The organism is Streptomyces sp. NPDC006207 (assembly GCF_040613835.1).
In the GTDB taxonomy this organism is placed as follows: domain Bacteria; phylum Actinomycetota; class Actinomycetes; order Streptomycetales; family Streptomycetaceae; genus Actinacidiphila.
Genome location: NZ_JBEXSX010000005.1, coordinates 74,729 through 100,640 on the forward strand (window position 1 = coordinate 74,729; position 25,912 = coordinate 100,640).

Genomic DNA, 25,912 nt, shown 5'->3' on the forward strand with positions numbered 1-25,912 from the left:
TGCCGAATCATTCGCCACCGAAATATACTGCGCCGTAGGATTCGGCCCATGGACGCAGACGCCGACGCCGGCACCGTGGGAGCCCCGGTGGAACGGGACTGGACCGACGGGCACGTGGAGCGCTGGCTGCCCCTCCTGCCGGACCTCGACCCCGACATCGAGGGCGCCGTCACCCGCATGAAGCTCGTCACCAGCCACCTGCGCAAGGTCCGCGAACAGTCGCTGGTCGACTTCGGCCTGCAGCGGCACGAGTTCGACACCCTGCACGCCCTCGCCGGGCGCGGCGGCCGCGCCGCCCCGTCCGAACTCGCCGCGGACCTCGACCTGGCCCCCGCGTCCGTCACCGGCCGCCTCGACGCGCTGGAGGCCCGCGGCCACGTCCGGCGCACCCACTCCACCGCCGACCGCCGGCGCGTCGACGTCGAGCTCACCGACGACGGCCGCGCCACCTGGCTCGGCGCCATGGACGTCCTCGGCCACGAGGAGTACCGGCTGCTGGGGACCCTCGACGCCGACGAACGCCGGTACCTCTCCGACCTGCTGCGACGCGTCATGGTGGTGGCGGAGGACGGCTGAACACAGGATCCGGGAAGATCCGACATCCTGTGCGAAATTTGTGAGCGTTCCCCGCTGACAGGCCGCCGAACCGCCGAGTAGCTTTACCTTCTCTTCGGCACGCAACCGCTCCGTCCACGGCCGAAGGCCCGACCTGGGGGCAGCATGTTCGACGAGGACCGCTACCGGACCCTCTCCTACCCGCGGGGACCCTTCCCGGGCTTCCCCGTCTCCGGGGGCGTGGGACTCGCCACGCCGTCCGGCGACATGCGCCGCCCCGGGGCCGTCTGGCTCCTGGGGCCCCTCACCTTCGGCGTGTACTGGCTCGTGTGGTACTACCGGGCCAACAAGGAACTGCGGGAGTTCGACCCCGGCATCAAGGTCCGGCCCGCCCTCGCGGTGCTCGCCATCAGCCTGGGCGCGCTGCTGCTCGTGCCCGCCGTCGTCTCGCTCTACAACACCGGCTGCCGCATCGCCCGCGCCCAGCGCCGCGCGGGCCTCCACGACACGGTCTCCGGCCTCAAGGGGCTGCTGCTGGCCCCCGCGTTCGGGCTGACGTCCTTCTACTACCAGGAGCAGCTCAACCAGGTCTGGGTCGCCCGCAACTGACGCTCAGCCCGTCGCGCGGTCCCCCGCTCCCAGGTCCGCGGCGCGGTCGGGGCGCGTGAACTGCTCCGTCACCTGGATGAACGCCGCCTTCAGGTGGTCGGGGATGCCCAGGGCGTCCGCCGCCTGCGCGGCGGTCATCCGAGGTCCCGCGGGGCCGGCGCCCGAAGCGTGGACGTCCAGCCGGGGAAGGTCGTCCTCGCTCAGCTTGCCCGACCGGACGAGCACGTCGCGCACGGGGATGCCGAGCGCACGGGCGAGCCCGCGCATCGTCTCCAGATCCGGCATGCTCTGCCGCTGCAGGAGCCGTGTGATGGCGGCGCGGTGCACCCCGGCGTCGTCCGCGAGCTTCGACTTGCCGCCCCCGCGCGGGCTGTCGATGTCGTACCCCCGGCCGCGCATGAGGCCTTCGATCCAGTCGGCGAAGTCTTCGATGTGGTCGGCATCGCTCGGCACCTGTGGGGCTCCTCCCTCTCGCTTCTTCACGATAACCAGCGTGCGCGCACGAAATGTACCGTTGCGCGATCGCATCGGTGAAGATCCCGTGTTCAGGACGCCCAGGTCCACGGGGTGCCGGGCATATTCCGGAGGTATGTGTCACAGGCCTGCGCCGGGAACAAATTTGTTGCGTGCGCGTTCGCAACATGCGAAAGTATGTTCGAATTTACAACGTCAACCGTCGGAGGGTCCGACCGTCGTGTCCTTACGTTCCCCCTGTGAACCTCAGCCCCCGCAAGCCCCCGCCTGTGCCGGTCTGCCGCCCTCCGTGGTCTTCGCCCGGCACGCCCGGGAGGCGCTGCCGGCGCTGCTCGCCTGCGGCCGGTGCCCGATCCGCGCGGTGTGCGAGGAGGTCGTCGACCCCGAGCGCAACTGGTTCGACGGCGTCTGCGCGGGCCGCCTGTGGCGCAACGGCCGGGTGATCGCGCCGGCGCCGGCGCCCGGCCTGTCCGCGTGAGTCCCGGGACCGCCGTCCGCAACGAAAGGAATCGTCAAGTGACCTGCAACCTCGCCACCGAGCACACCGCCCGGGCCGTCCGGTGGCTCGACATCCTCCGGCGCCAGTTCCCCGAGCTCGTCCGCGAACTCGTTCCCGGAAGTCCCGGCTCCTCGGCCGCGTCCAGGGACCCCCTCACACCGCAGGCGCTGCGGTCGCTCGCGGAACGCGACCGGGAGGAGCGGACCGACCGCGAGTGGGTGCTCGGCGGGGGCGCCGCACCGCTGCGGCTCCATGTGTCCGACGCCCTGCGGGACATCACCGACGGCGTCGTCGAACTGGAGGAGGCCGTCCGGGACAAGCTCGGCCTCGGCCGTGCCCGCCGCGCCCCCGTCCCCGAGCGGCTGGGCCGGATCGCGGGCCTGCTCGACCGGGTCGCCGAGCATCCCGTCCTGGCCGCGCACGTCCTCGACGAATGCCGGCGCATGGCCCGCCGCTGCGGTGCGGTGCTGGGGGAGACCGAGGTCCTGGTCCGGGTGGACGGACGCTGCCCCTGGTGCGACTCGGTCTCGTTGCGGGCCCTTCCCGCCCGCAGGGCCGTGCTCTGCGTGAACCCCGGGTGCCGCTGCACCGACGAGGACTGCGGCTGCGCGGACGACTCCGCGCACCGTCACACCTGGGCCGAGACCGCATGGGGGCAACTTCCCCTGGATCCCGCGGCGATCGCCGGCCTGGTGGACCGGGAGGCCATGTGAACGGCGCGCGGTACCCCGGCCCGACGCTGATCAACGGCGAGTCCGCCGCACGGGAGACGGGGGTCGTCCCGGCCACGGTCCGCAAGTGGGTGCAGCTCGGGCACCTGGCCGCGGCCGGCCGCAGCGGCCGGGCGAGCCTGTACCGGCTGGAGGACGTGTTCGCCGCCGAGCGGGTGGCGCGTGGCCGGAAAGCGCCCACGCGGCGCGCCTGACGTCACGACAACTCCCTGCATGGCCCCGCGTACCCGAGGAGGTGCGCGGGGCGGCGTCATGTCCGGGGACCGGCCGGCCTCAGGTCATGCCCGCCCCCGGCAGACCCCGGGGCGGACGGCGCGGGCGCCGCGGCCGGGGAGCCGGCGCCGGTCCCGGCGGGGCGGACGCCGTGTCGGGCGCCGGGCTCACGAGCCGTGGAAAGTCCCCGGGCCGGGGACGGGCGACGCCGTTCTCCCGCTCCGTCTCCGCTTCCTCCTCGTACTGGCCCATCGCGTCCTGCCAGCCGTGGGCGTAGGCGCGCAGAGTGATTTCCTCCAGGTGGGAGTGGGTGACCGCCACGAGACCCTCGGGCAGGCAGGCCTGGACGATCTCCTCGATGAGCCCTCGGGCCTCCTCCTCCGTCAGCGTCCGGGCGGCTGGCGGAGCGGCCGGCCGGGTCTGTTCCTGTGCGTGTTCCTGCGTGCGCTCCCGCGCCCGGTGCTCCACCGGTTCGTGCATGTCCTCCGTGCCTGGCACGGCACTCCCTCCCCGTTGCCCCCTGGTGCCGAGCGGCAGTCGAGCGTCGCCGGACCCAGACGTCCTTCAAACACGTGTTCACCACTTTCGGGTGCCGCCAATCCTCGGGCGGCACGCTTCGGGCCACGGATCCAGCCATTGCGGAGAGGATTCAAGTTGCGAGCGCGAGCGCAATCAGTCACGATGGATGCAGCGGCGGAGCTGTGCCCGGGACCGGGTGACGGACCGCCGCTTCGTGCTGGACGGCGGCCCACCGCTCGCACCGCGAAGCCGCCGCCACCGTCCGAAGGGAGCAGAAACCCTTGCCCAGTCCGCCCGTCTTCCCCGATGTGGAGAAGCTGGTCGTCGACTTCCTGAAGGCCCGCCCCGAACTGACCGGAGCGACCGTCGACAACGCCGCGCCCGCCGGCTTCGACGGCACCCAGCCGGTCGTGCTGGTCTCCCGCGCGGGAGGGGCCTGGATCGACGACGCGCACCTGGACCAGCCGCTGGTCGACCTGGAGGTCTACGGCCCGACCAAGACGGCCGCCCACACCCTGGCCCTGTCCGCCCGGTCCGCCGTGCAGGCTCTGCGGGCCACGACCTACGGGACGGCCGTCGTCACCGACGTCGTCGAGGCCGACGGCCCGCGCTGGCTGCCCGACTGGAACCGGGCCGCCGCGAACCGCTACTACTCCACGACGCGGCTGTACATCCGGCCCGCCTGAGCGTCCCCGGCGCCCACCCCTGATCAGGCCCTGCCGTCCGGCGGGGCCTTCGTCATGTCCGCATCCCCGACAAGGAGTCCAGCATGGCAGGCAACAACTCTTCCGAGATCCGCGTCGCCGGCACCGGCCGCATCCTCGTCGCCCCCGTCGGCACCGCCGCCCCGGCCGACACCGTCGTCGCCTGGGCGGCCGCCTGGAAGGACCTCGGCTACACCTCGCCCGACGGCATCAAGTTCAACAAGAAGGACAAGCTCGACCCGGTCGAGACCTGGCAGTCCGTCAGCCCGGCGCGGTTCATCTACTCCGACCGCGACCTGAGCGTGAAGTTCCAGCTGCTGCAGCTCAACGAGGACACCCTGCCCTTCTTCATGGGCGGCGACGCCGTGGCCGCCTCCGGCACGGAGTGGAAGTACGACCTGGCGGGCGCGCCGAAGTTCAACGAGAAGGCGATGGGCATCGAGTTCAGCGACGGCGCCAACGTCACGTACCGCTTCGTGATCCCGCGCGGCCAGGTGACCGAGACCGAGGAGATCACGCTCAACCGCACCTCGTCGGTCAAGCTCGGCGTCACCTTCACCGCGCTCGCCGTGGACGACGTCAAGCCGCTGGCCACCATCCTCATGAAGGACGCCTCCTACGCGTAGACGCCCCGTCCGACCGCCGGGGCCGGTGGCGCCGCGCCACCGGCCCCGGGCCCTTTCGCACAGTCCCGGTACACCACCCACCCATCTCAGAGGGGATGCAGCATGGCCGGTTTCGACGTCAGCGCCGCCCGCGCCCAGCGCCTGGAGGCGCTCGGCCGTTCCTGGACCTTCACCGTCGACGGTGACACCTTCGAGCTCCCCACCGAGCTCACCCGCTCCACGGCCCGCGAGCTGCGGGCCCTGGACGACAACGACGTGGACGGGCTGCTCCAGCTGCTGCTGGGCGAGCGGCAGTTCGGCCGCTTCGACCGACACGAGGTCACGATGCAGGACATCGCGGCCATCCTGGAGGCCTACGGCAAGGAGACGGGGCTCGGCCTGGGGGAAGGCTGAGCCTCGGCGGGTTCGTCGACGAACACGCCGAGGCGCTCGAGGCGGACCTGCTCCGCCACTACGGCGTGGACCTGCTGGACTGGCACCGCGGCCGGCTGTCCTCCCGCCGGCTCGCGGTGCTGGTCCGGCACCTGCCACGCGACAGCGCGACCCTGCGCGGCGTCCACGGGGAGGCCGCCGACTGGTCGGTGGGCGACCACCTGCTCGCCAACGTGGTCGACCACCTCGCCGAGGCCAACTGGATGTTCGCCACCGTGAACCGCGACGAGGACGCGGAGGCGCTGGAGTACCCCCAGCCCGTCCCACGCCCGGGCGCAGGGGCCGCCCCCGGCGTGGACCAGGGCCCGTCGCCGGTTCCCGGGAACCCCACGCCCGCGCAGTTGATCCGTTTCTTCGCCTGAGGGGCCGGTCCATCCGTGACCCGTCACACGGCGCTCGGCGCGCTCCCGTGTCCGCAGTCCACCGACACGTACGAGACGGCGTAGGGCTCCGGAGCACTAGCCCAAGACGATCAGCGCCAGCGAGAGGAGGAGCGCGGTCGCGGAGCCGACGACGAAAGCCAGTGCCACCCTGCCGTTCGTCAGCCGGTCCGGGGTCTCGACGTTGACCGGCTCCTGCGGGTCGTAGACCACTTCAAGAAGTCCGCCTGTGCGGACGGGTGGGAAATTGAAGGGGCCGATGCTGGTCCGAACGGCTTCACCGGTGTCCGTGGTGAACTGCACCATGAGCTGAACACTGCCGTTCGGGCCGCCTCCCGTGTTCACGCACGTTGCCGTGGTCCGGATCCCGCGCTTCCTCAGCGCGCGCCCCCCTCGGAAGATCCGCAATGACAGCCAGAGAGCAAAGGCTGACAGAACGGACACCGGAATCGCCGGGCCGTACATTTCCCCCCTTGTGGGAATCTCAAAGGCTTGCCGAATGAAAGACGCTCCAGTCTGGGGTTGCCGGTTGCGTGTGTCAAGTGCCCCCTGGGTGCCCATCATTACCGCGAGGAAGGTGCCGTCATGGCGAATCACTCGATCGACGAGGTGTACAGCCGAGTAGCCGACATAAAGGGCAAACTCGAGACGGGGGGTGGTGTTGCCACCCAGGCTTACATCGACGGAAAGTTCAAGGAGCAGAAGGGCGGGGGGCTTACCAAGGAATATCTCGACCAGAAGTTCAAGGACGCGAAGGAAGAGCCTACCCAGGCGGAGAACTGGGCCAAGGCGATCGGCTTCGGATTGGATGAAGTGGTCAAGGGCCTCCAGGACTTCAAGGCCGACTCGGTGGCGGCCTGGTCGGCACTCGCGGCGATCGTGGGCGGCTTCGCCGTCAGCACACTCTTCGACGCGGACAAAGTGAAGGCTTCCCTTTTGGGGAAGGCCCGGATCGAGCACGACGAGAACGGAATTCCGCGCCGGAAGAAGGACGCGGAGCCGGCGGTGCGAGCCCCGGTGGAAAGCATCGATGTGGAGCGGGTGAACTCCATGCGGAGTGCGTCGATCGCCCTGTCCAGATCTCTCAGTGATCTCACCAAGGAATTGAACGGCGCCGCACGCCAGATGGCCTGAAACAACCTGGAGTCCCCATGTCTCTTTCGCGAAGCGCGAACACGGCCGCGGGATCGCTGGCCCGATTTCGGGGCGCGGCTTCCCAAGCGGCCACGGCCGCACGGCAGATCCAGTCCTCGACAGCCGGGGCCGGCCCCTCGCTGGACAGGATCCGCGGCGGCTCGGACCGGCTGAACACCTCGCTCGGCAGGATGAAGTCGGCGGCGGCCGGCGGCGGCTCCGGCCTCGACAAGGTGAAAGCGTCTGCGGTGGGAGCCGACAGCTCACTCGGCAAGTCCCGCGGGAGCACCGACAAGTTCAGGGCCTCCCTCGACAGGCTCAAGGGCGCCTCCGGCAAGGCCGAGGGGGCCTTGCGTGAGGTCAAGCGGCAGTCCGACGCCGTCGAGAAGTCCGTCGGGAAGGCCGGCAAGAACGCCGACCGCGGCGGGAAGTCCATGGGGAGCCTCGGCAAGGGGGTCAAAGGGGCCTCGCTCGCGCAGCGGGGGCTCAACCTCGCGATGGCGGCGAACCCGTTCGGGCTCGTCATGGCACTGCTCGCGCCGATCATTTCCCAGTTCATCAACATGGACAAGGTGTCCGCCGCCCTGGCCAAGGGCGTGAAGTGGGCCTGGAACGCCATCCTCGGCGCCATCAGGTCCCACGCGGGCCCGATCAAGTCCGTGCTGAAGGGCATCATCAACGCCTTCACCGCGCTGCCCCGCGCGTACGTCAGCGGCATCAACCACATGATCTCCGCGCTGAACCGGGTCCACGTGTCGATCCCGGGCTGGGTGCCGGTGATCGGTGGCAAGTCCTTCTCGATCCACATCCCGCAGATCCCCAACATCCCCGCCCTCGCCCAGGGCGGTGTCGTCCCCGCCCGGAGCGGCGGCACGCTGGCGGTGGTCGGTGAGGGCGGCGAGGCCGAGGCGGTCATCCCGCTCAGCAGGCTGGAGCGGATGCTCGGCACGGGCGGCGGGTCGCCGGCGCACTTGGCGCGGCTGGCGGCGGCCGTCGAGAAGCTCGCGGACCGGCCCGTCGTCGTCCAGGTGGACGCGCAGACCATCGCGCGGGCCGTGGCCCTGGGCAACCGGCAACTCGCGCGGCGCTGAGCCGCGCCCCTCCCGCCCTTCGTACGGATTCGACGCCGGCGACCGTGTCGCCGGCCTTTTTCATGCCCTCACGGCAAGAGACGAGGTGACACATGGGCAGGAACCTGTGGATCGGACCGCCCGGTTCGCTGTACGAGATCGACCGCGCGGCGCGGAGCTTCGACCGGAGCGCCGACCTCGGCGTGTCGGAGTTCACGTCGCTCGGCGGCCGGGTGACCGTCGTGCGCAACGCGCGCGCCAACCGCCGGACCAAGCTGAGCTGGGACACGCTGGAGCCCGCGCAGGCCAGGGTGCTGGACCGGCTGGCCCGCCGCACCGACGGCGCCGGGCCGGTCGCACTGCTCGACCCGGCGGCGGCCAACATGCTGGACGCGCTGCAGGCGGCCGGCCGGGGGGAGCCGGGGAGCACAGGGCTCGGCCAGTGGCTCCCGGTGGTGGGCACCGGAACGGGGAGCGTCACGGAACCGGCCTCCCCCGGGGTCTTCGCCTTCACCGCCGCGGACACCGCCGCGAAGGTCGCCTGGCGCCACCGCTACTGGGGCAGCCACCCCGTCGCGCCCGGCACCCGGATCTCCTTCCGGGCCTCCACGGCGATCGCCGCCCTGCCGACGTGCGCGGTGAACCTCGACTTCAAGAACGCCGCCGGTGCCTACCTGTCGTCGGTGTCGGCGAACGGCGCCTACGTGGCGGGGACCGTGCCGGCGGGCGCGGCCTTCGTGACGCCCTGCGCGAAGCCCGGGGCCGCCGGGACGTACGCCCTCGCCGGGGCCTGCCTGTCGTACGACGACGGCGCCGCCGACGGCGTCCCCGGCGACGGCTGCCCCGCGATGGCGGTCACCGGGTACAGCGACGTGCCGTCCCAGCCGCTGCCGTACCGCGGCGTGAGCATCGACCTGGTGGAGGTGGCAGGTGCAGCGGGCTGACGACGCGCTCGGCGCGGCCCTCGCGCAGGGCGAGCGGACCACGTCCCACTCCACCCGCTTCGGCGGCAAGGACCTCGGCGCCCAGGTGCAGTCGTGGAGCGTGGACCGGTCGTACGCGACCGACCTGCCGGAGGCGATGCGGGCGTTCTCCGGCAGCGCCTCGGCCCAGGCCGAGTTCGAGATCTCGGGTGCGGCCGTCCCCCCGGACGAACACCTGCAGGGCGGAGCCGACCGGTCCGGCCCCCAGCTGTACTCGCCGTGGGCGCCCAGGAGCACGGGAGACCTCGTCCGTCCCGGCCAGTCCGTGGTGCACGCCGCGGGGCTCGGCGGGAACGACCTGGCCGCCTTCCGCGGCACGGTCCGGGCCCGCAGCGCGGCCTCCGGCAGCGACACCGTCAAGGTCACCGCGCTGGACGGGGCCGAGCGGCTGCGCGGCCCCGCCGTCCTGCCGAAGCCGTACATCGGGTTCTTCCGGAAGCGCCCGGTGTCCTCGGCGACCTGGTGCGTGGACGAGCTCCTCCGGCAGGCGGGACTCCACAGCTCCCCGCCCGCGCGCTACCCCGAGTTCGTCGAGGGGCAGCCGCTCACCCTCGTCCACGCCACGCTGCACGGCGGGTTCACCACGCCCTACGGCCAGCCGGAGGTGCTGCCCGATCCGCGGAACTACACCTGGACCAGGCAGGACGCGCCCCACGAGATGGCGCTCGTGCCCACCGGGCTGGAGCCGGGGACCACGGGCCTGACGGCCTCCTGGTTCCCGCGCAGCCGCGTCACCGTGCCGGGCAGCCGGCTGTTCGCCGAGGCGTGGGTCAACAACGCCGTCGGCATCGGCGACACGGTGGAGATCCACCTCCAGCTCAACCGCACGGGATCGGCGACGGGCACCCTGCGCCTGGTCGTCGACTTCGTCGCCGGCACCGTCCGCCTCCACTCCGAGGGCTCGGACCAGGGCTACTGGTACTTCGAGTGGTCATGGCCGGCCATCAGGGCACAGCGGGGCGTCTGGCACATCGGCGCGTTCTTCGACACGGCGGGCACCGGGACCGCGGTGTACCCCACCGTGCAGCCGAGGCTGACCGCACCCGACGGAACGCAACTGCTGGGGACGGCGGCCACGTACGTCCAGCCGTCCGGCATCCAGAAGTCCGCCGAGCTGGACCAGGTGCGGCTGGTCACCACCGTGGCCGTGGAGTCGCTGCAGGTGACCTCCGGGCTGGCCGCCATGCCGGCCGCGGGCGTCTTCGGCCAGTCCGGCACCTGGACCAAGGGCGCGGTCCTCGACGACGCGGTCTTCCCGCTGGTCTGCGTCCCCCGGGTCTCGGGCTCGCAGTGGGACGTGCTGACGCAGATCGCCAGGGCGACCATGGCGACCGCCGAGTTCGACGAGCACGGAGTCTTCCGCTGGCGCAACCACACCCGGTTCGCCCAGCCCCCGACGGCGGCCGACCTCACGCTGACCACCGTGCGGGACATCGCCGCGCTGACCGTCACGGAGGAGATCGACGCCTGCCGGAACTACTGCGTCCAGCCCGCCAAGGACTGGTCCAAGACCGGCGCGGCGACCGGGACCGTCTACGACGACAGCACCATCCGGGAGATCCCCGCGAACCGGTCCGTCACGGTCAGCTACGTGATGGCCGAGGAGGAGTTCGACATCGGACCGCCGCTCACCGACGACGACTCCGTCAGCACCTCCGGGTCCTCGGTGCGCTTCGCGACATCGCCCGCGGCCGGGGCGACGGCGGTCAAGGGCGCGGTCGACGTCCTGACCCGCCGCGAGGACGGCTACCTCGTGGTGCGCTTCAGCAACCGCAGTGCGCAGACGCTGTACACCGTCACGAAGACCGGCGAGCCGTCCGTCCACCTCGAGACCCTCAAGCCGGCCGACGACCCGGCCGAACGCTTCGCCACCTCCTGGGTGGCGGGCAGTGCCGGCGAACGGTTCTACGGCCGCCAGGAGTACTCCGCCGAGGCCACGGACTGGGTGCAGGACCTGCGGGGCGCGCAGTCGCTCGCCGACGCCATGCGCAGGGCCGGCGAGTACCCCGTCCCCGTCATCGGCGACGTCGAGGTGCTCCCCGACCCGCGGATCCAGCTCGGCGACGTCGTGCGGCTGGTCGACACCAGCGGCGCCCGACTGGACACCCTGGCCTGGGTCACCGGGATCAAGACCGCGGCGACGGCGGCCGGCGGGGTGCGGCAGACCCTGACCCTGCGCGGGACCGTGCCCAACGGGGTCCCCGCGGACTCCGGGCTGACCCCCGACGTCCCGGCAGCGCCGGTGGCGGAGGTGTGGCAGACGTACGCCCAGGTGGCGGCCGCGTACCCGACCCTCGCCGAGGTGAAGGCCGGCGGCCGGACCTGGCGCGACATCAAGGAGGGCACCCATGCCTGAGAACACCCCCGGATCCGGCCCCGTCACCCTGACGGACGTTCAGTTCCGGCAGCTGGCCGACACGGTGACGACGGAACTCGCCGGATACCTCGGCGTCGGCGCGGCCGCGGACCTCGGACCGGACCTTCCGGTCGCCGTCACGGTCAGCGACGGCCTGCCGCCGGAGGGGGAACCGGAGCCGCCGGACCCGCCGTCCCCGCACGGCCCCGGCGAGGAGGAGGAAGCCACCCCGTCCCCGTACACCGCCGAAGGCGGCGGCGTACCCGAGCCCGCAGCGGAGGCCACCGCGTGAGCACGCAGTACACCCCGATCAGCAATCTCCCCTACCCCCAGGCCACCGACGCCGCCGACCTGCCCGCGAACCTCAGGGCGCTCGCGGAGGGCGTGGACGGCCGTACCGTGATGCGCTTCGCCGACGCGGCGTCGCGCGACGCCAAGGTCACGGCACCCGTGGCCGGCATGGTCGCCTGGCTGACGACCCCCGGCCGGCTGGTGCAGTACACCGGTACCGTCTGGGCGCCGGTGGGAGCCGTCCCGGTGTTCCGGGTGAACGTGGACGGCGGCACCACGAACTCGACGACCTACGCGGAGACCCTGACCGACGCGGTCGGCGACCCCATGGCGGCCGCCTTCACGGCGCCCGCCTCCGGCCAGGTCATCGTGACGGTGGGCGCCTACATGTGGAGCTCGGGGGCGTACAGCTCCTACATGTCCGCCACGGTCCGCAGAGCCTCGGACAACGCGGTGATCCTCGCCACCAGCGACGACCGGGCGGCACTGGTCACCAACACCGGCCGGGGTTCGTCGTCCAGCCAGTTCCTCGTGACCGGCCTCACGGCGGGCACCGGCTACACCGCCACACCCGCCTACCGCTCCGGCAACGCGTCCAGCACGGCCAGCTTCGACACCCGCTTCATCCGGATCGACCCGCTGCTGTAGGACCGTCCGCCCCCGAGCCCCGGGCCGCCGTCACACGGCGGCCCGGGGCTTCCCCGTTCCCGTCGCCAGTCCCACCGTCCCACCGTCCCACCGACAGAGGAGGAACCATGGCCACACCCGTCTCCGCGACGGCATTCCTGGCCGCTCTCGATGCCGAAGGCGTCACCGTCGCCGGACACGGCGACTGGCGCACCCACAACCGCAACGCCGTCGCCGCCTGGGGCCAGGTGCACGGGGTGATGCTGCATCACACCGCCGGCCGGGACAGCGTGGCGCTGTGCCGGACCGGCCGCGCCGACCTGCCAGGACCGCTGTGCATCGGCGTCATCGCCAAGGACGGCACCGTGCACCTGGTCGGGTACGGGCGCACCAACCACGCCGGCAGCGGTTCGAGCGCCGTGTACGACGCCGTCCGCGCCGGCCGCCCGCTGCCCGCGAAGCCAGGTGCCGACGCCGTCGACGGCAACGCCCACTTCTACGGGTTCGAGATCGAGAACCTGGGCGATGGCCGCGACCCCTACCCCGCCGCCCAGTTGACGGCCGTGGAGAGGACCGCCGTCGCCCTGTGCCGGGTGCACGGCTGGAGCGCCGGCCACGTCATCGGGCACAAGGAATGGACGAGACGGAAGATCGATCCGAGCTTCCCGATGCCGGCCATGCGGGAGCGCGTCGCCAAGCGGCTCGGAACCCCGCCCACGCGGACGTACGAGCCCTTCCCGGGCGCCGCCTTCTTCCGGCCCGGCCGTCGCAGCGACGTCGTCACGGCGATGGGCCGGCGCCTCGTCGCCGTCGGCTGCGGCCGCTACCGGCAAGGGCCCGGGCCGGAGTGGACCGAAGCCGACCGCCGCTCCTACGCCGCCTGGCAGCGCAAGCTCGGCTACGGCGGCGCGGACGCCGACGGCATCCCCGGCCGCATCAGTTGGGACGGACTGCACGTCCCGAAGAGGAAGGAGACCACATGACCGACGCCGACCGCCGTACCGTCCGCACCCTCGTCCAGACCGGCGTCGCCCTCGCCGCCGCCGCGCCGCTGCTGGTCGACGCGGCCTGGCCGGGCGCCTGCACCGTGCTCGCCGTCGCGGCCGCCGTCACCCGCGTGATGTCCCTCGACGCCGTGGAGCGGCTGCTGCCCTCCTGGCTGAGGCGGTGAGGCAGATGACCACGCATCAGGAAGGCACCCTCGGGGTCGCCCTCGAACTCGAACGCCTGCGCCGCTCCGTCGACGTCGGCTTCGCCACCACGCGGGGCGATCTCGCCCTGCTCCTGCAGCGCGCCGACCAGACCGACAAGGTGCTGGGCGAGCACGAGGAGCGCATTGAGGCGCTGGAGCGTTCCCGCTGGCCGCTGCCCGCCGTGGCGGCGCTCACCGGGTTGATGGCGCTGGTCGTCGCCGCCTACGGGACCTTCGCCGGGTGAGCGGCGTACCCCGGCCGCGGGACGGCGACCTCAGCGGGCGCGGCTCGAGCCGCGCCCGCGCCGCCCGGCGTCCCCCCCGGCCGCCGCCCGCTGCGGCAGGGGGCGGCGCCTGATGGCCAGGACGAAGGCCGCGACCGCCGCCACCAGGACGGTCTCCACGGCCGGTCCGAACCACGAGGAACCCTTCGACGCGTCCCCCGCCGCCGCGGGCCGCGGGCCGCGGCTCTCACCGGGAGGCCCCCCGGCCATCGCGCGCACCTGGCTCAGCGTCGGCACCAGCTCCCCGACCGGCTCCACGCGGCCCACCGCGTCGAACCCCCAGTCCAGCAGGTCGGCCGCCTCCCGGTACACCTCGTCGTACCCCGACTCCGGGTGCATCACGGTCACCAACAGCGTCCGTCCGTCGCGCTCCGCCGCGCCCGTGAAGGTGTTCCCGGCGTTGGTGGTGTAGCCGTTCTTCACCCCGATCATGCCGTCGTAGTCGCCCAGCAGGCGGTTGGTGTTCTGGATCTCGAAGGTCGCGCCCTTCTCCGCGGGGAACCGCGCGACCTGCGTCCGGCAGTAGTACCTGAAGTCCGGGTTCCGCAGCCCCGCCCGCGCGAAGAGCGTCAGATCGTACGCCGACGACAGCTGGTCGGGCGTGTCGTAGCCGTCCGGACTCACCACGTACGTGTCGTTCGCCTGCAGCTCCCGGGCCTGCGCCCGCATCTCCCGGACGGTCTTCTCCACCCCGCCGTTCATCGAGCACAGCACGTGCACCGCGTCGTTCCCCGACCGCAGGAACACCCCGAGCCACAGCTGCTCGACCGTGTAGGTGATCCCCGCCTCGATCCCGACCAGACTGCTCCCGGCTCCTATGTCCGCCAGGTCCGCGTGCGTCACCTCGTGCCGGGTCCGCCGGCCGAAGCGGGGCAGCAGCGTGTCCGCGAACAGCATCTTCAGCGTGCTCGCCGGCGGCAGCCTCCGGTGCGCGTTGTACGACGCCAGCACGGCACCGGAGTCGGCGTCCGCGACGATCCACGACAGCGAGTTCGTCTCGGGCAGCCTCGGCGCCCCCACCGCCACCTGCACCCCGTGCCGCCCCAGCCGCTCGCCCCCGACCACGGATCTGCCGGCCGCCACCGCCTTCCCGGCGGGAAGCAGCGCGGCAGCCACGCCGAGTCCGAGGACGGCACGTCGCGGCGGTGTGGGGGGTGTCGCGGCCATGGGGGGACGGTACAAGCTGCGACCCCCCACAACCGAACCGGGGACACCGCTGTGGACACCGGTCGGCCCAGCGCATGGGGGGTGCTTGCGCCGAAAGGGGGACGAACGGGGCGTTGTCAGAGGGCGGTCCTACGCTCGGCGGGCATGGGGACTGCGGGGGTCGCCGCACAGGGGGTGGACGGTGAGTGTGATCGCGTGGGGGGACGTGGGGGAGTCGGCCGTGCCCGGGTACGGGATCGGGGTGGTGCAGCGGCTGGGTGGCGTCACCGCGGAACTGGGGATCCGGGACGGGCGGGCCGTGCTGGGGTGGCGTAACGCGGCGGGAAAGGCCCTGAAGGGGGCCCCGGCCGTCGTGCGGCGCGAGCACGCGGGGGAGCTGACGCGGCTCAGGGCGACCGTCGGGGACATCGACCGGACGCTGGCGGCGCAGGCCGCATGGCTGGAACGGCAGTTCCCGGAACGGCGCACGTGGGCGTACTCCGTGTGGCGGGAGCGGATGCTGGGCCATCCACTGCTCGGCACCCTCGTCCGGCGCCTGCTGTGGACGGTCGACGGGGTCGCCTGCGGATGGGCCGACGGCGGCCTGCGCACCCTCGCGGGAGAGCGGGTCCTGGGTGGCGGGGAGGACGTCGTCGGACTGTGGCATCCCTGGGGGCGCGACCGCGCGGAGATCACCGCCTGGCGGGAGTGGCTGGAGCGGCACGGCGTCACGCAGCCCTTCCGGCAGGCCCACCGCGAGGTGTACGGCCTCGCGGACGCCGCACGCGTCACCGCCACGCACCACGTCCTGAGACAGCACCCGTTCGCCTCGCTGGCCGCCGCCCGCGGCTGGCGGTACCGCCTGCGCCTGCCGGTCGACGAGGCCTTCCCGCCCGCCACGCGCGAGCTCCCGCGGTGGGGGCTGCGGGCGGAGCTGCGGGTCCAGGGCGTCGACGGGGACGCCTTCGGCCACTTCGGCAGCCATTTGTACGTCGGCACGGACCAGGTGCGCTTCCTCCCGCTGCACGCCCCCGGGGACCGGGCCGCCGATCCGCTCCCGCTCGCCGACGTTCCGCCGCTCGTCCTCAGCGAAGTCCTGCGCGACGTGGACCTCTTCGTGGGCACCGCGGGCATCGGCAACGACCCCACCTGGCAGGACGGCGGCCCCGACGGCCGCTTCCGGGCCTACTGGGCGTCCTACGGCTTCGGCGAGCTGACCCCGTGCGCGAAGACGCGCCGCGAGGTGCTGTGCCGCCTCGTGCCGCGCCTGGCCATCGCCGGACGCTGCGGCGTCGAGGGCCGTTTCCTGCACGTCCGCGGCGACCGTCACACGTACCGGATCCACATAGGGTCCGGCAACGTCCTGATGTCCCCGGGCGACCGCCACCTGTGCGTCGTCCCGCCCGCCCACGCCTGCGTGGTCCCGGGCCCCCTGCCCTTCGAGGGCGACGCCATGCTGTCGGTGGTCCTCGGCAAGGCGCTGCTCCTCGCCCGCGACACGGAGATCACCGACCCGACGATCGTGAGCCGGCTGTGAAACGTGTGACGACCCCGGAATGCTCGCCCTGGGAGGACGAGGGCCGGATCGAGTTCATCGCCCGGCTCGCCGCGGAGGGGGAGGTGACCGAGCTGGCCGGGCACCTGCTGTCGGCGGCCGACTGCGAGGGCCACGGAGCCGTGTCCCGGCTGAGGGCGATGCCTCAGGAGCGGCGCATGGCCCTGGCCGGTCTCCTCGTCGAGCACGGCGAGGCACCGCACAAGGTGCCGGACGAGTCCGAAAGACCCTGGCTCGTGCTCGCCGCGGTCTCCCGCGGCTTCGCCGAGGACTCCTGGTGCATGCGGTGGAACAGCATGCTGGAACGCGTGGCGGCGACCTGCTGGTGGACGCAGATCAGCGACGACGTGCCCATCCTCGCCGAGGCTCTGCTGGACGCCGGGCGTCCGCTGTCCGGCGAGGCGGTTGGCCTGCTCCGCAGATCCGCGTACGCGGGCCTCGGCTGGGCGCAGCTGCTGCTCGACCGCCTCCCTGAGCCGCCCCTCAACCCCGGTGAGCTCTGGTCCGACCGCGTCCTGGCGCAGCTGCCGGAACTCGGCGCCCGCTGGCGTCACCTGATCCCGCATCTGCGTGCCGCCAAGCCGGCGCCCAGCGCGCGCTGGGACCGGGCGGCCGCCGCGCTCCTCGACGGCGTCGACGCCGAGACGGTACGCCGTACCGCCACCCCCTGGCTCGCGCTGGCCACCCACGGCTCCCACGACCCCTGGAACGTCACCGCCGTCCGCGGTATGGCCTGGCTGCTGTCGTCGCCGTCCGTGCCTTCCCACCCGGAGACCGTCCGCGTCCTGGGCGCCCTCGTCGAACGTCCCCCGGTCAAGACCGTCGTCGCCGGCGCCGGCATACGCGCCCTGGCCCGCCTGGGCGGTGACGCCGGCCGGGACGAGCTGCGCAGGCTCGCAGGGTGCGTCGGCCACACGGTGACCCGCAGGCAGATCGGCCGCGCGCTGGCCCCGTGAACGCCCGAGGGCCCCGCAGCCGGCTGACCGGCTGCGGGGCCCTCGGGGGAGCCTCGGCGGAGGGGATCAGAAGCGACGCGTGATGAGCGCGCGCTTGACCTCCTGGATCGCCTTGGTGACCTCGATGCCACGGGGGCAGGCGTCGGTGCAGTTGAACGTGGTGCGGCAGCGCCACACGCCGTCCTTGTCGTTCAGCACCTCGAGCCGCTGCTCGCCGCCCTCGTCACGCGAGTCGAAGATGAAGCGGTGGGCGTTGACGATGGCCGCCGGGCCGAAGTACTGGCCGTCGTTCCAGAAGACCGGGCAGGACGACGTGCACGCGGCGCACAGGATGCACTTGGTGGTGTCGTCGAAGCGCGCGCGGTCCTCGGCGGACTGCAGGCGCTCGCGCGTCGGCTCGTTGCCCTTGGTGATGAGGAAGGGCATCACGTCCCGGTAGGCCTGGAAGAACGGGTCCATGTCGACGACCAGGTCCTTCAGCACCGTCAGGCCCTTGATGGGCTCGACGGTGATGGGCTTGTCCGGGTTGATGTCCTTGATCAGGGTCTTGCAGGCCAGCCGGTTGCGGCCGTTGATGCGCATGGCGTCGGAGCCGCAGATGCCGTGGGCGCAGGAGCGACGGAACGTCAGCGTTCCGTCCATGTCCCACTTGATCTTGTGGAGGCCGTCGAGGACCCGCTCCTTGGGGTCGATCTCCAGTTGGAAGTCCTGCCAGGTGGCCTCCTCCGAGATCTCCGGGTTGAACCGGCGGATCCGGAAGGTGACCGTGATGTAGGGCGAGGCCTGGGCCTCGGCCTCGACCTTGTCGAGGGTCGCGGTGCTCATCAGTACTTACGCTCCATCGGCTGGTAGCGGGTCTGCACGACCGGCTTGTAGTCGAGACGGATCGCCTCGGTGCCGTCGGCACCCACCTCGCGGTACGCCATCGTGTGCCGCATGAAGTTGACGTCGTCGCGGTTCGGGTAGTCCTCGCGGTAGTGGCCGCCGCGGGACTCCTTGCGGGCCAGGGCCGAGACCGCCATGACCTCGGCGAGGTCGAGCAGGTTGCCGAGCTCGATGGCCTCGAGCAGGTCGGTGTTGAACCGCTTGCCCTTGTCCTGGATCGACACGTTCCGGTACCGCGCGCGCAGCTCGCCGATCTTCTCGACGGCGGTCTTGATGGTCTGCTCGGTGCGGAACACCATGACGTTCGCGTCCATGGTCTCCTGCAGCTCCTTGCGCAGCTGCGCGACCCGCTCGTTGCCGGTGGAGGAACGCAGCCGCTCCACCAGGTCGACCACGAACTGCGCCGGGGCCTCGGGGAGCTCGACGTAGTCGTGGTCCGCGGAGTACTCGGCGGCAGCGATGCCGGCCCGGCGGCCGAAGACGTTGATGTCCAGCAGCGAGTTGGTGCCGAGGCGGTTGGCGCCGTGCACGGAGACGCAGGCGACCTCGCCGGCGGCGTACAGGCCCGGGACGACGGTGGTGTTGTCCGACAGGACCTCACCCTGGACGTTGGTGGGGATGCCGCCCATGGCGTAGTGCGCGGTCGGCTGGATCGGGATCGGGTCCGTGTAGGGCTCGATGCCGAGGTAGGTCCGCGCGAACTCCGTGATGTCCGGGAGCTTGGCGTCCAGCTGCTCCGGCGGCAGGTGGGTCAGGTCGAGGTAGACGTGGTCGCCCTCGGGACCGCAGCCGCGGCCCTCGCGGATCTCGGTGTAGATCGCGCGGGAGACGACGTCACGCGAGGCGAGGTCCTTCATGACCGGCGCGTACTTCTCCATGAAGCGCTCGCCGTCCTTGTTGCGGAGGATGCCGCCCTCACCGCGGGCGCCCTCCGTCAGCAGGATGCCCATGCGCCAGATGCCGGTCGGGTGGAACTGGAAGAACTCCATGTCCTCCAGCGGCAGACCGCGGCGGTAGACGGCGGCCTGGCCGTCACCGGTGAGGGTGTGCGCGTTGGAGGTGACCTTGAAGAACTTGCCGGTGCCGCCGGAGGCGTACACCACGGCCTTCGCCTGGAAGACGTGGATCTCGCCGGTGGCCAGCTCGTACGCGATGACGCCGGCGGACCGCTTGACGCCGTCCTCCTCGACGATGAGCTGGTCGAGGACGTAGAACTCGTTGAAGAACTCCACGCCCTCCTTGACGCAGTTCTGGTACAGCGTCTGGAGGATCATGTGGCCGGTGCGGTCGGCCGCGTAGCAGGCACGGCGGACCGGGGCCTCGCCGTGGTTGCGGGAGTGGCCGCCGAAGCGGCGCTGGTCGATCCGGCCCTCGGGGGTGCGGTTGAAGGGCAGGCCCATCTTCTCGAGGTCGAGGACCGCGTCGATGGCCTCCTTCGCCAGGATCTCGGCGGCGTCCTGGTCGACCAGGTAGTCACCGCCCTTGATCGTGTCGAAGGTGTGCCACTCCCAGTTGTCGTCCTCGACGTTCGCGAGGGCGGCGGCCATGCCGCCCTGGGCGGCGCCGGTGTGGGAGCGGGTGGGGTAGAGCTTCGTCAGAACGGCGGTGCGGCTGCGCTTCGTCGCCTCGATGGCGGCGCGCATGCCGGCGCCGCCCGCGCCGACGATGACGGTGTCGTACTTGTGGATCTGCATGAGGGGTCGCTTCCCTGTCCAGCCCTGGCTAGCGGATGTTCGGGTCGAAGGTGAAGATCACCAGCGTGCCGAGGATGATGGTGAACGCGGTCGCGGTGTAGACCAGCATCTTCAGCCAGAACCGGGTGTTGTCCCGCTCCGCGTAGTCGTTGATCACGGTGCGCAGGCCGTTGCCGCCGTGCAGCATCGCCAGCCACAGCATGATCAGGTCCCAGGTCTGCCAGAACGGCGAGGCCCAGCGGCCGGCGACGAAGGCGAAGCCGACCTTGGTGACGCCGCCGTCGAGGACGAGCTGGATCAGCAGGTGACCGATGACCAGGACGACCAGGACGATGCCGGACAGGCGCATGAAGAGCCAGCCGTACATCTCGAAGTTGGTCCGGGTGCTGCGCGGGGTGCGCTTGGTCCGGGCGCGCGGCGGCTCGATGACCGGGGCCGGGTTGTCGGGGCCGTAGGCGGCGCTGGAGGAGCTGAGCTCCACGTGGTCCGTTGCGGACATGACTTCGCTCAGCTCCCGAACAGCACTCGTGCGGCGTGACCGAGGACGGGGTAGATGGCCCCGATCATCAGCACGACCCAGATTCCGACGACCGTCCACAGCATCTGCTTCTGGTACTTCGGGCCCTTGGACCAGAAGTCCACGGCGATGACGCGCAGGCCGTTCAGAGCGTGGAAGAGGACAGCCGCGACCAGCCCGTACTCGAGCAGGCTGACGATGGGCTGCTTGTAGGTGTTGACGACCTTGTCGTAGTCCTCGGGGGAGACACGCACCAGTGCGGTGTCGAGGACGTGGACGAACAGGAAGAAGAAGATGAGGACACCGGTGACTCGATGAGCCACCCATGACCACATGCCTTCCCGGCCGCGGTACAACGTTCCAGCCGGCACGGAAAAAACCCTCCGGGAGCGGTGTGGGGCCTGCCGGCTTCGTTGGTCGGTCGGCCCGGCCGGGTACGGTCCTCCGGCCCTGGCCATCGTAGCGACGGCTTGTCGGCTACGTCCTGCCGGGTCCTTCAGGTGTGATCGATCCCGCACGGGTGGGTGTATCGGCCGGGAACCCCCGGCCCGCCCCGTGCGTCTGCGAGGGCCAGTCGTCCCAGGCGGGAACGGGTGACGCGGCGCAGTTCCTCGGCGGCCGTGACCCGCTCCTCGTCCGGTTCGTTGCCGAGACGCTGACGGAGTGACGCCAGCATCCGGTCGAGGGACTCACCGGGGTGCACCCCGTCGAGGGAGAGCACGAAGACGTGGCCGAAGCGAGCCTCGTACGCGGCCTGCGCGGCCCGCAGCGCCGTGTGCGCGGCGAGGCTGCCGCGGGTGGGGGCGGCGTCCGGCGGGGCGCCGGCCGCCTCGGCGGCGAGGGCCTCGGCGAGGTCGGCGGGCGTGAGGTCGTAGGCGGCCTCGTCGGCGGCGGCCAGCAGGGCGTCCAGGTCGGGGTAGGGGCGGTGCGCGGCGACCCTGCGGGCCCAGTGCAGGCTGCCGCAGCAGGTCAGCAGGACGGCCTCGGCCGCCCCGGGGGAGGCCTCGTTGAGCCGCCGCAGGCCGTGGGGGAGGCCGGTGCGGCCCGTCGGCGCCGGTCGGGGCGCCCGGCCGCGGGACTGCGCCGGGAGGTGCGCCGGGGCCCGCGGCGGGAGGGCGGGGGTGTCGCTGGACAGCGGTGGGCTCCTGGGAGGGAACGGTGACGAAGGTGGGGGAACCGCGAGGCGGCTGCGCGGCGTGAACCACAGGGGGACGACGAGTGACGACCACCGTATCGGCCTATGTTCGGCCCTGTACGACGGATGCACGAATTTCACTCGTACGGGAACGAAAGTGCACGGCTTCCCCTGGTCCGCACGGCGAGATCCACACAGCGGGCATAAATTCGGATCATGTGGCAGATGCGGGCGAAACGTGCGTCGGCGTACGCGGCGACGGCCGTGCTGACCGCCGTGCTGAGCGCCGTGCTCGGGGCCGGTCCCGCGCTCGCCGCACCCGCGGGGACCGCGGCCCCCGGCGCCCCGCCGACGGAGCGGGCGAGCACGTCCGCCGGGTTCCCCTCGATCCCCGCCGTCCGTTCCTTCACCCCTGCCGCCGGTACCGCCGCCTTCGTACCGGGCCCCGGCTCGCGCGTGGTGGCGCCCGCCGGGAGCGCCGTGGAGGACGAGGCGCGGCTGCTCGCGGAGGAGCTCCGCCGGCCGTACGTCAGTGGGCCCGCCAAGCCGGGGGACATTGCGCTTTCACTCGAACGGAGTAATGCGGGCCCGGAGTCGTACGAGATGACAAGTTCGGCCGACGGGGTGACAGTACGCGCCGGCACCGACGCCGGGGTCTTCTACGGCACGCGGACCCTCCTCCAGGCGGTCCGTTCCACCGGACGGGTGCCGGCCGGCACCGTCGAGGACCGCCCGGACCGGCCGGAGCGCGGACTGATGATCGACATCGGGCGCAAGTACTTCAGCCGTGCATGGCTGGAGGCCAGGGTCCGCGAGCTGGGCGACCTGAAGTACAACCAGCTCCACCTCCACCTCAGCGACGACCAGGGCTTCCGCCTCCAGAGCGACAGCCACCCCGAGATCGTCTCGTCACGGCACCTGTCGAAGGAGGACATCCGCGCGGTCGTCGACCTGGCCGCGCAGCGGCACATCACCGTCGTCCCGGAGATCGACAGCCCCGGTCACATGGGTGCCGTGCTCGACGCCCACCCGGACCTCCAGCTGCGTTCCGTGGACGGCACCCCCGTGCGCGGGGCGCTGGACATCTCCCGGCCCGGTGCCGCCGACGTCGTCGACGACCTGCTCAAGGAGTACGCACCGCTCTTCCCCGGTGCCCACTGGCACGTCGGCGGCGACGAGTACGGACCGCTCGTGGCCGACCATCCGGAGACGTCCTTCCCGCAGCTCGCCGCGTACGCGCGTGAGCGCTACGGCCCGGACGCCGGGGTGGCCGACGCGGCGGCCGGCTGGCTCAACGACCGCGCCGCCACCCTGCGATCGCTCGGCAAACGGGTCGAGGCCTGGAACGACGGCTTCTCCGGCGGCGCCCGGGTCGCCGCGGACCCGGACCGGGTGGTCGCCTACTGGTCAAGCAACAAACTGCGCGGACGGCTGCCCGAGGACCTCCTGCGCGAGGGCCGGCAGCTGCTCAACCTCAACTCCTGGTACCTGTACTACGTCCTCGGCGCGCCGGAGAACTTCCCCTACCCCAGCGGGCGACGCATCTACGAGGAGTGGACCCCGGCCGTCGTCTACCGGGACGGCGCCGTGCCCGCGGCGCTCGCAGGACCGGACCGCATCCTCGGCGCGCGGCTGGCCGTCTGGTGCGACCGGGCGGACGCCCAGACCGAGGACGAGGTCGCGGCCGGCATCCGGATGCCCCTGCGCGCGCTCACCCAGAAGCTCTGGGACCCGGGCCCGCCGGTCCTGAGCTGGCAGGACTTCAGCACCCTCGCCGACCGGGCCGGCTGAGCCGCCGTACCCGGCCGCCCCAGGTGAAGCGGCCGAAGTCCGCCTCCCCCCACAGGAGCGTCTTCGGCCGCTTCTGATTGTTAAAGCGTCAACGCGGCCGAAAATGTCACACCCATCGCCAGGGCGGCCCGACAGGTGTGACGATTCAGTGCGAATCCACGCTGTACAGGATGTCGGCGATTCGAGAGGACAGGGTGGCCAGCAACGGGGGGCGCCACGATCCGCGGACCGACCGCGACATGGAGCTCGGGGCCGCGGTCGGGCGCGCCCAGGGTGGGGACGAGCACGCCTTCGCGGTGGTCTACCGGCTGGTCCAGCCGCTGCTGCTCGGCTACGTGCGCGGCCTCGTCGGCGACGACGCGGAGGACGTCACCTCCGAGGCCTGGCTCGAAATCGCCCGCGACCTCGGCCGGTTCCGCGGGGACGGGGCGGGCTTCCGGGGCTGGGCGGCGACCATAGCCCGGCACCGGGCCCTGGACCACCTGCGGCGCCAGGACGCCAGGCCCCGTGCCCGTCCCCTCGACGCCGGACTGCTGGACCTCCCCGCGGCCGAGGACACCGCGGACCGTGCACTGGAGGCGCTGGCCACCGAGCGCGCCCTCGCCCTGATCGCCTCGCTCCCGCCCGACCAGGCGGAGGCGGTGCTGCTGCGCGTCGTCGTCGGGCTGGACGGGGTGTCCGCGGCCCGGGTGCTGGGCAAGCGGGCGGGAGCGGTCCGTACGGCGGCGCACCGCGGCCTGAAGCGGCTCTCCCGGCTGCTGTCCTGACCCCTGGTGACCGGCGGGTAGCCGCCCCCGGACGCCCTGCCGGCGCCCATCATGGGGCAGTATGGTGCGCGATTCCGAGGGGGAGGCCCGCACGTGGATTTGGCGACCGCGGTACGCGCGGCGCAAGAGGGGGACGAGGACGGCTTCCGGTTCGTGTACCGAGCGGTGCAGCCACAACTGCTGCAGTACGTACGCTCGCTGGTCGGCGCGGGGGACGCCGAGGACGTGGCGTCGGAGGCGTGGTTGCAGATAGCGCGCGACCTGCCGGGCTTCCACGGCGACGGGGACGCGGTACGCGGCTGGGCGGCCCGGATCGCCCGCAACCGGGCGCTGGACCACCTGCGGGCGGTGGGCCGCCGGCCGCTGGCCGCCGCCGGGGTGGAGGAACTGCTCGACCGGCCCGCCGTCTCGGACACCGCCGAGGAGGCGGTCGCCGCGGTGGGCACCGGCGCCGCGCTGGCGGCCATCGCCGCCCTTCCCCAGGACCAGGCCGAGGCGGTGCTGCTGCGCGTCGTGATGGGCCTGGACTCCCGGTCGGCGGCCGAGGTCGTCGGCAAGAGGCCCGGTGCGATGCGCATGGCCACCAGCCGCGGCCTGCGCCGTCTGGCTGAGCTGCTGGATTCCGACGGCGGGTCGTCAAGTGTGACGTTTTCGGCGTCCCGAACGCTTGAGGACATGAGATGAGCGATAACCGAGGACAGGACTGGCTGGACGACGCCACCGCCGAGCGGTTGCTGCGGGGTGCTCACGGTGACGACCCCGCGGAGCGGGCCTGGCGCGACGAGCGCGCCGCCGCCCTGGCCGGGTTGCTGGCCGCCGCCGCGGCTCCCGCACCCCTCGACCCGGAACGCGAGGAGGCCGCCCTCGCCGCGTTCCGTGCCGCGCGCGGCGACGACGCGCTCACCGGGGCCACCGCGGGCGTCCGCCTCGGCACGGCCGACGACTGGTCGCCCGGCGCGGGCGCTGGTGCGGTGTCCCGGAGCGGGCGGAGCCGTACGGCCCGTCACTCCAGATCGGTGACGGGCACGTTGATCGCGACCGCCGCGATGGCCGGGGTCGGCATGGCGGCCGCCGCCGGCGCGCTGCCGGCCCTGCTCGGCAGCGGCGTCCCGGACCCCGCCCCGGTGCACACCCAGAGCGGGGCGACGGCGGCCTCGGACAGCGGTTCGCCGTCACCCGGCCGCACCGCCCCGCCGACCTCCCGCCCCGGCCCCGGCCACGGCCGCCCGGCGGGCGGCACCGGCGGCACCCACGGCACCGTCCTCCCCGGCCGGCCGGCCGGGACGCTGTCCTCCTCGCCGTCCTCCACGCCGGCCCTGGACCACAGGGCGTTGTGCCGGGCCTACGCCGCGGCCGGCCGGCACCGCAAGGGCGTGGACGAGCAGGCCTACAAGCAACTGCGCAAGGCGGCGGGCGGCGGCCAGCGCGAGGTCCGCCGCTACTGCACCGATCTGCTCGGCTGGAACGCCGGGCACGGGGGGAACGGGGGCAAGGCCGAGAAGGGGGGCGAGCGGGGCGACGACGACTCCCGGGAGGACCCCGGCCGTTGGAAGAACCGTTCCGGCGGACACCACCGCCAGGGCGGCCACGGCCCGCGCGGCACCTCACGGCCCGCCCCGGTCGCACCGTCCGTACCGACCTCCAAGGCCGCACCGTCGCCACCGTCCGCCCCGGTCGTACCGTCCGACGGGCGGCCGGGACCGCACGGCGGCCACGGCGGCGAGTGACACTTTCCGGCCGCCGCGCGCTCCCATGGACGGGCCGACTGGTCATCGGCCCCGCGGATC

Annotated in this window: 33 protein-coding genes; 24 read left to right on the forward strand and 9 right to left on the reverse strand. The window is 72.5% G+C overall.

Annotation, left to right across the window (positions count from 1 at the left end):
• Positions 1-48: 48 nt before the first annotated feature.
• Positions 49-576 (forward strand): MarR family winged helix-turn-helix transcriptional regulator, encoded by a 528-nt coding sequence (locus ABZ312_RS05375; RefSeq protein WP_500326567.1) that lies wholly within the window; start codon positions 49-51, stop codon positions 574-576.
• 144 nt (positions 577-720) lie between these two features.
• Entirely contained in the window at positions 721-1,164 is a 444-nt protein-coding gene (locus tag ABZ312_RS05380; protein WP_500326569.1) for a DUF4234 domain-containing protein, read from the forward strand.
• A gap of 3 nt (positions 1,165-1,167) precedes the next feature.
• Here ABZ312_RS05380 and ABZ312_RS05385 read toward each other — a convergent pair whose 3' ends face one another.
• Positions 1,168-1,617 (reverse strand): helix-turn-helix domain-containing protein, encoded by a 450-nt coding sequence (locus ABZ312_RS05385; RefSeq protein WP_500436536.1) that lies wholly within the window; start codon positions 1,615-1,617, stop codon positions 1,168-1,170.
• 310 nt (positions 1,618-1,927) lie between these two features.
• Here ABZ312_RS05385 and ABZ312_RS05390 point away from each other — a divergent pair, with 310 nt between their 5' ends.
• The 3 genes from ABZ312_RS05390 to ABZ312_RS05400 are packed head-to-tail and all read left to right on the forward strand — an operon-like array spanning position 1,928 to position 3,062.
• The gene (locus tag ABZ312_RS05390; protein ID WP_500326571.1) at positions 1,928-2,116 is read left to right on the forward strand and encodes a hypothetical protein; all 189 of its coding nucleotides are present in this window, start codon (positions 1,928-1,930) and stop codon (positions 2,114-2,116) included.
• 38 nt (positions 2,117-2,154) lie between these two features.
• On the forward strand, positions 2,155-2,850 hold the full coding sequence (locus ABZ312_RS05395; RefSeq protein ID WP_500436538.1) for a hypothetical protein: 696 nt from the start codon (positions 2,155-2,157) through the stop codon (positions 2,848-2,850).
• Positions 2,847-3,062 (forward strand): hypothetical protein, encoded by a 216-nt coding sequence (locus ABZ312_RS05400; protein WP_500326574.1) that lies wholly within the window; start codon positions 2,847-2,849, stop codon positions 3,060-3,062. Before ABZ312_RS05395 ends, ABZ312_RS05400 begins: the two co-directional genes overlap by 4 nt.
• A 79-nt stretch (positions 3,063-3,141) precedes the next feature.
• Here the strand turns inward: ABZ312_RS05400 and ABZ312_RS05405 are convergent, their stop codons facing one another.
• Positions 3,142-3,579: a hypothetical protein gene (locus ABZ312_RS05405; protein ID WP_500326576.1), complete on the reverse strand. Its 438-nt coding sequence runs from the start codon at positions 3,577-3,579 to the stop codon at positions 3,142-3,144.
• A gap of 302 nt (positions 3,580-3,881) precedes the next feature.
• Between ABZ312_RS05405 and ABZ312_RS05410 the strand changes: the two genes are divergently transcribed.
• The 4 genes from ABZ312_RS05410 to ABZ312_RS05425 all read left to right on the forward strand — a co-directional run bounded on the left by ABZ312_RS05410 (position 3,882) and on the right by ABZ312_RS05425 (position 5,724).
• Positions 3,882-4,286 carry a phage tail termination protein gene (locus ABZ312_RS05410; RefSeq protein ID WP_499513562.1) on the forward strand — a complete coding sequence of 135 codons (405 nt, stop codon included), beginning with the start codon at positions 3,882-3,884 and terminating at the stop codon, positions 4,284-4,286.
• A gap of 83 nt (positions 4,287-4,369) precedes the next feature.
• Entirely contained in the window at positions 4,370-4,930 is a 561-nt protein-coding gene (locus ABZ312_RS05415) for a phage tail tube protein (protein ID WP_500326578.1), read from the forward strand.
• A gap of 102 nt (positions 4,931-5,032) precedes the next feature.
• The gene (locus ABZ312_RS05420; RefSeq protein ID WP_500326580.1) at positions 5,033-5,323 is read left to right on the forward strand and encodes a hypothetical protein; all 291 of its coding nucleotides are present in this window, start codon (positions 5,033-5,035) and stop codon (positions 5,321-5,323) included.
• A gap of 65 nt (positions 5,324-5,388) precedes the next feature.
• A complete protein-coding gene (locus ABZ312_RS05425) occupies positions 5,389-5,724 on the forward strand; it encodes a hypothetical protein (RefSeq protein WP_500359936.1) in 336 nt (111 codons plus the stop codon).
• Between the two features lie 96 nt (positions 5,725-5,820).
• Here the strand turns inward: ABZ312_RS05425 and ABZ312_RS05430 are convergent, their stop codons facing one another.
• On the reverse strand, positions 5,821-6,048 hold the full coding sequence (locus ABZ312_RS05430; protein WP_500326584.1) for a hypothetical protein: 228 nt from the start codon (positions 6,046-6,048) through the stop codon (positions 5,821-5,823).
• Positions 6,049-6,327: 279 nt separating this feature from the next.
• Between ABZ312_RS05430 and ABZ312_RS05435 the strand changes: the two genes are divergently transcribed.
• The 9 genes from ABZ312_RS05435 (at position 6,328) to ABZ312_RS05475 (ending at position 13,640) form a co-directional block, all read left to right on the forward strand.
• On the forward strand, positions 6,328-6,876 hold the full coding sequence (locus ABZ312_RS05435) for a hypothetical protein (RefSeq protein WP_500436540.1): 549 nt from the start codon (positions 6,328-6,330) through the stop codon (positions 6,874-6,876).
• A gap of 17 nt (positions 6,877-6,893) precedes the next feature.
• Complete coding sequence (locus ABZ312_RS05440) at positions 6,894-7,967, forward strand: hypothetical protein (RefSeq protein ID WP_500359935.1); 1,074 nt, start codon at positions 6,894-6,896, stop codon at positions 7,965-7,967.
• A gap of 92 nt (positions 7,968-8,059) precedes the next feature.
• Entirely contained in the window at positions 8,060-8,890 is an 831-nt protein-coding gene (locus ABZ312_RS05445) for a hypothetical protein (RefSeq protein WP_500326590.1), read from the forward strand.
• Positions 8,877-11,285, forward strand: coding sequence for a hypothetical protein (locus ABZ312_RS05450; RefSeq protein ID WP_500326592.1), 2,409 nt, complete (start codon positions 8,877-8,879; stop codon positions 11,283-11,285). The genes ABZ312_RS05445 and ABZ312_RS05450 overlap by 14 nt, the downstream gene beginning before the upstream one ends.
• Entirely contained in the window at positions 11,278-11,577 is a 300-nt protein-coding gene (locus ABZ312_RS05455; protein ID WP_500326594.1) for a hypothetical protein, read from the forward strand. Before ABZ312_RS05450 ends, ABZ312_RS05455 begins: the two co-directional genes overlap by 8 nt.
• Positions 11,574-12,224 carry a hypothetical protein gene (locus tag ABZ312_RS05460; RefSeq protein ID WP_500326595.1) on the forward strand — a complete coding sequence of 217 codons (651 nt, stop codon included), beginning with the start codon at positions 11,574-11,576 and terminating at the stop codon, positions 12,222-12,224. Before ABZ312_RS05455 ends, ABZ312_RS05460 begins: the two co-directional genes overlap by 4 nt.
• A gap of 107 nt (positions 12,225-12,331) precedes the next feature.
• Positions 12,332-13,186, forward strand: coding sequence for a peptidoglycan-binding protein (locus ABZ312_RS05465; protein WP_500436542.1), 855 nt, complete (start codon positions 12,332-12,334; stop codon positions 13,184-13,186).
• Positions 13,183-13,374 (forward strand): hypothetical protein, encoded by a 192-nt coding sequence (locus ABZ312_RS05470; RefSeq protein ID WP_499513575.1) that lies wholly within the window; start codon positions 13,183-13,185, stop codon positions 13,372-13,374. Before ABZ312_RS05465 ends, ABZ312_RS05470 begins: the two co-directional genes overlap by 4 nt.
• A gap of 5 nt (positions 13,375-13,379) precedes the next feature.
• Entirely contained in the window at positions 13,380-13,640 is a 261-nt protein-coding gene (locus tag ABZ312_RS05475) for a hypothetical protein (RefSeq protein WP_500326599.1), read from the forward strand.
• Positions 13,641-13,670: 30 nt separating this feature from the next.
• Here ABZ312_RS05475 and ABZ312_RS05480 read toward each other — a convergent pair whose 3' ends face one another.
• Positions 13,671-14,846, reverse strand: a complete 1,176-nt coding sequence (locus ABZ312_RS05480) for a D-alanyl-D-alanine carboxypeptidase family protein (RefSeq protein ID WP_500326601.1) — start codon at positions 14,844-14,846, stop codon at positions 13,671-13,673.
• 181 nt (positions 14,847-15,027) lie between these two features.
• Here ABZ312_RS05480 and ABZ312_RS05485 point away from each other — a divergent pair, with 181 nt between their 5' ends.
• Entirely contained in the window at positions 15,028-16,362 is a 1,335-nt protein-coding gene (locus ABZ312_RS05485; RefSeq protein WP_500436543.1) for a DUF4132 domain-containing protein, read from the forward strand.
• Between the two features lie 5 nt (positions 16,363-16,367).
• A complete protein-coding gene (locus tag ABZ312_RS05490; protein WP_500436545.1) occupies positions 16,368-17,336 on the forward strand; it encodes a hypothetical protein in 969 nt (322 codons plus the stop codon).
• Positions 17,337-17,402: 66 nt separating this feature from the next.
• On the opposite strand, the gene ABZ312_RS05495 is transcribed toward ABZ312_RS05490, so the two are convergent.
• From ABZ312_RS05495 to ABZ312_RS05515, 5 genes are all read right to left on the reverse strand, one after another.
• Complete coding sequence (locus ABZ312_RS05495; protein WP_500326606.1) at positions 17,403-18,161, reverse strand: succinate dehydrogenase iron-sulfur subunit; 759 nt, start codon at positions 18,159-18,161, stop codon at positions 17,403-17,405.
• Entirely contained in the window at positions 18,161-19,915 is a 1,755-nt protein-coding gene (gene sdhA, locus ABZ312_RS05500; RefSeq protein ID WP_499513582.1) for a succinate dehydrogenase flavoprotein subunit, read from the reverse strand. The genes ABZ312_RS05495 and sdhA overlap by 1 nt, the downstream gene beginning before the upstream one ends.
• 28 nt (positions 19,916-19,943) lie before the next feature.
• A complete protein-coding gene (locus ABZ312_RS05505; RefSeq protein WP_018561263.1) occupies positions 19,944-20,414 on the reverse strand; it encodes a succinate dehydrogenase hydrophobic membrane anchor subunit in 471 nt (156 codons plus the stop codon).
• 8 nt (positions 20,415-20,422) lie between these two features.
• The gene (sdhC, locus tag ABZ312_RS05510; RefSeq protein ID WP_078620037.1) at positions 20,423-20,803 is read right to left on the reverse strand and encodes a succinate dehydrogenase, cytochrome b556 subunit; all 381 of its coding nucleotides are present in this window, start codon (positions 20,801-20,803) and stop codon (positions 20,423-20,425) included.
• A 125-nt stretch (positions 20,804-20,928) separates the two neighbouring features.
• Positions 20,929-21,453, reverse strand: a complete 525-nt coding sequence (locus ABZ312_RS05515; protein ID WP_500326827.1) for a 2-oxo-4-hydroxy-4-carboxy-5-ureidoimidazoline decarboxylase — start codon at positions 21,451-21,453, stop codon at positions 20,929-20,931.
• Positions 21,454-21,792: 339 nt separating this feature from the next.
• Here ABZ312_RS05515 and ABZ312_RS05520 point away from each other — a divergent pair, with 339 nt between their 5' ends.
• The 4 genes from ABZ312_RS05520 to ABZ312_RS05535 all read left to right on the forward strand — a co-directional run bounded on the left by ABZ312_RS05520 (position 21,793) and on the right by ABZ312_RS05535 (position 25,852).
• Positions 21,793-23,358: a beta-N-acetylhexosaminidase gene (locus ABZ312_RS05520; protein ID WP_500356827.1), complete on the forward strand. Its 1,566-nt coding sequence runs from the start codon at positions 21,793-21,795 to the stop codon at positions 23,356-23,358.
• A 239-nt stretch (positions 23,359-23,597) separates the two neighbouring features.
• Positions 23,598-24,125 (forward strand): RNA polymerase sigma factor, encoded by a 528-nt coding sequence (locus tag ABZ312_RS05525; RefSeq protein ID WP_500326828.1) that lies wholly within the window; start codon positions 23,598-23,600, stop codon positions 24,123-24,125.
• A 51-nt stretch (positions 24,126-24,176) separates the two neighbouring features.
• Entirely contained in the window at positions 24,177-24,809 is a 633-nt protein-coding gene (locus tag ABZ312_RS05530; protein WP_500436547.1) for an RNA polymerase sigma factor, read from the forward strand.
• Positions 24,806-25,852 (forward strand): hypothetical protein, encoded by a 1,047-nt coding sequence (locus ABZ312_RS05535; protein ID WP_500436549.1) that lies wholly within the window; start codon positions 24,806-24,808, stop codon positions 25,850-25,852. The genes ABZ312_RS05530 and ABZ312_RS05535 overlap by 4 nt, the downstream gene beginning before the upstream one ends.
• Positions 25,853-25,912 lie beyond the last annotated feature (60 nt).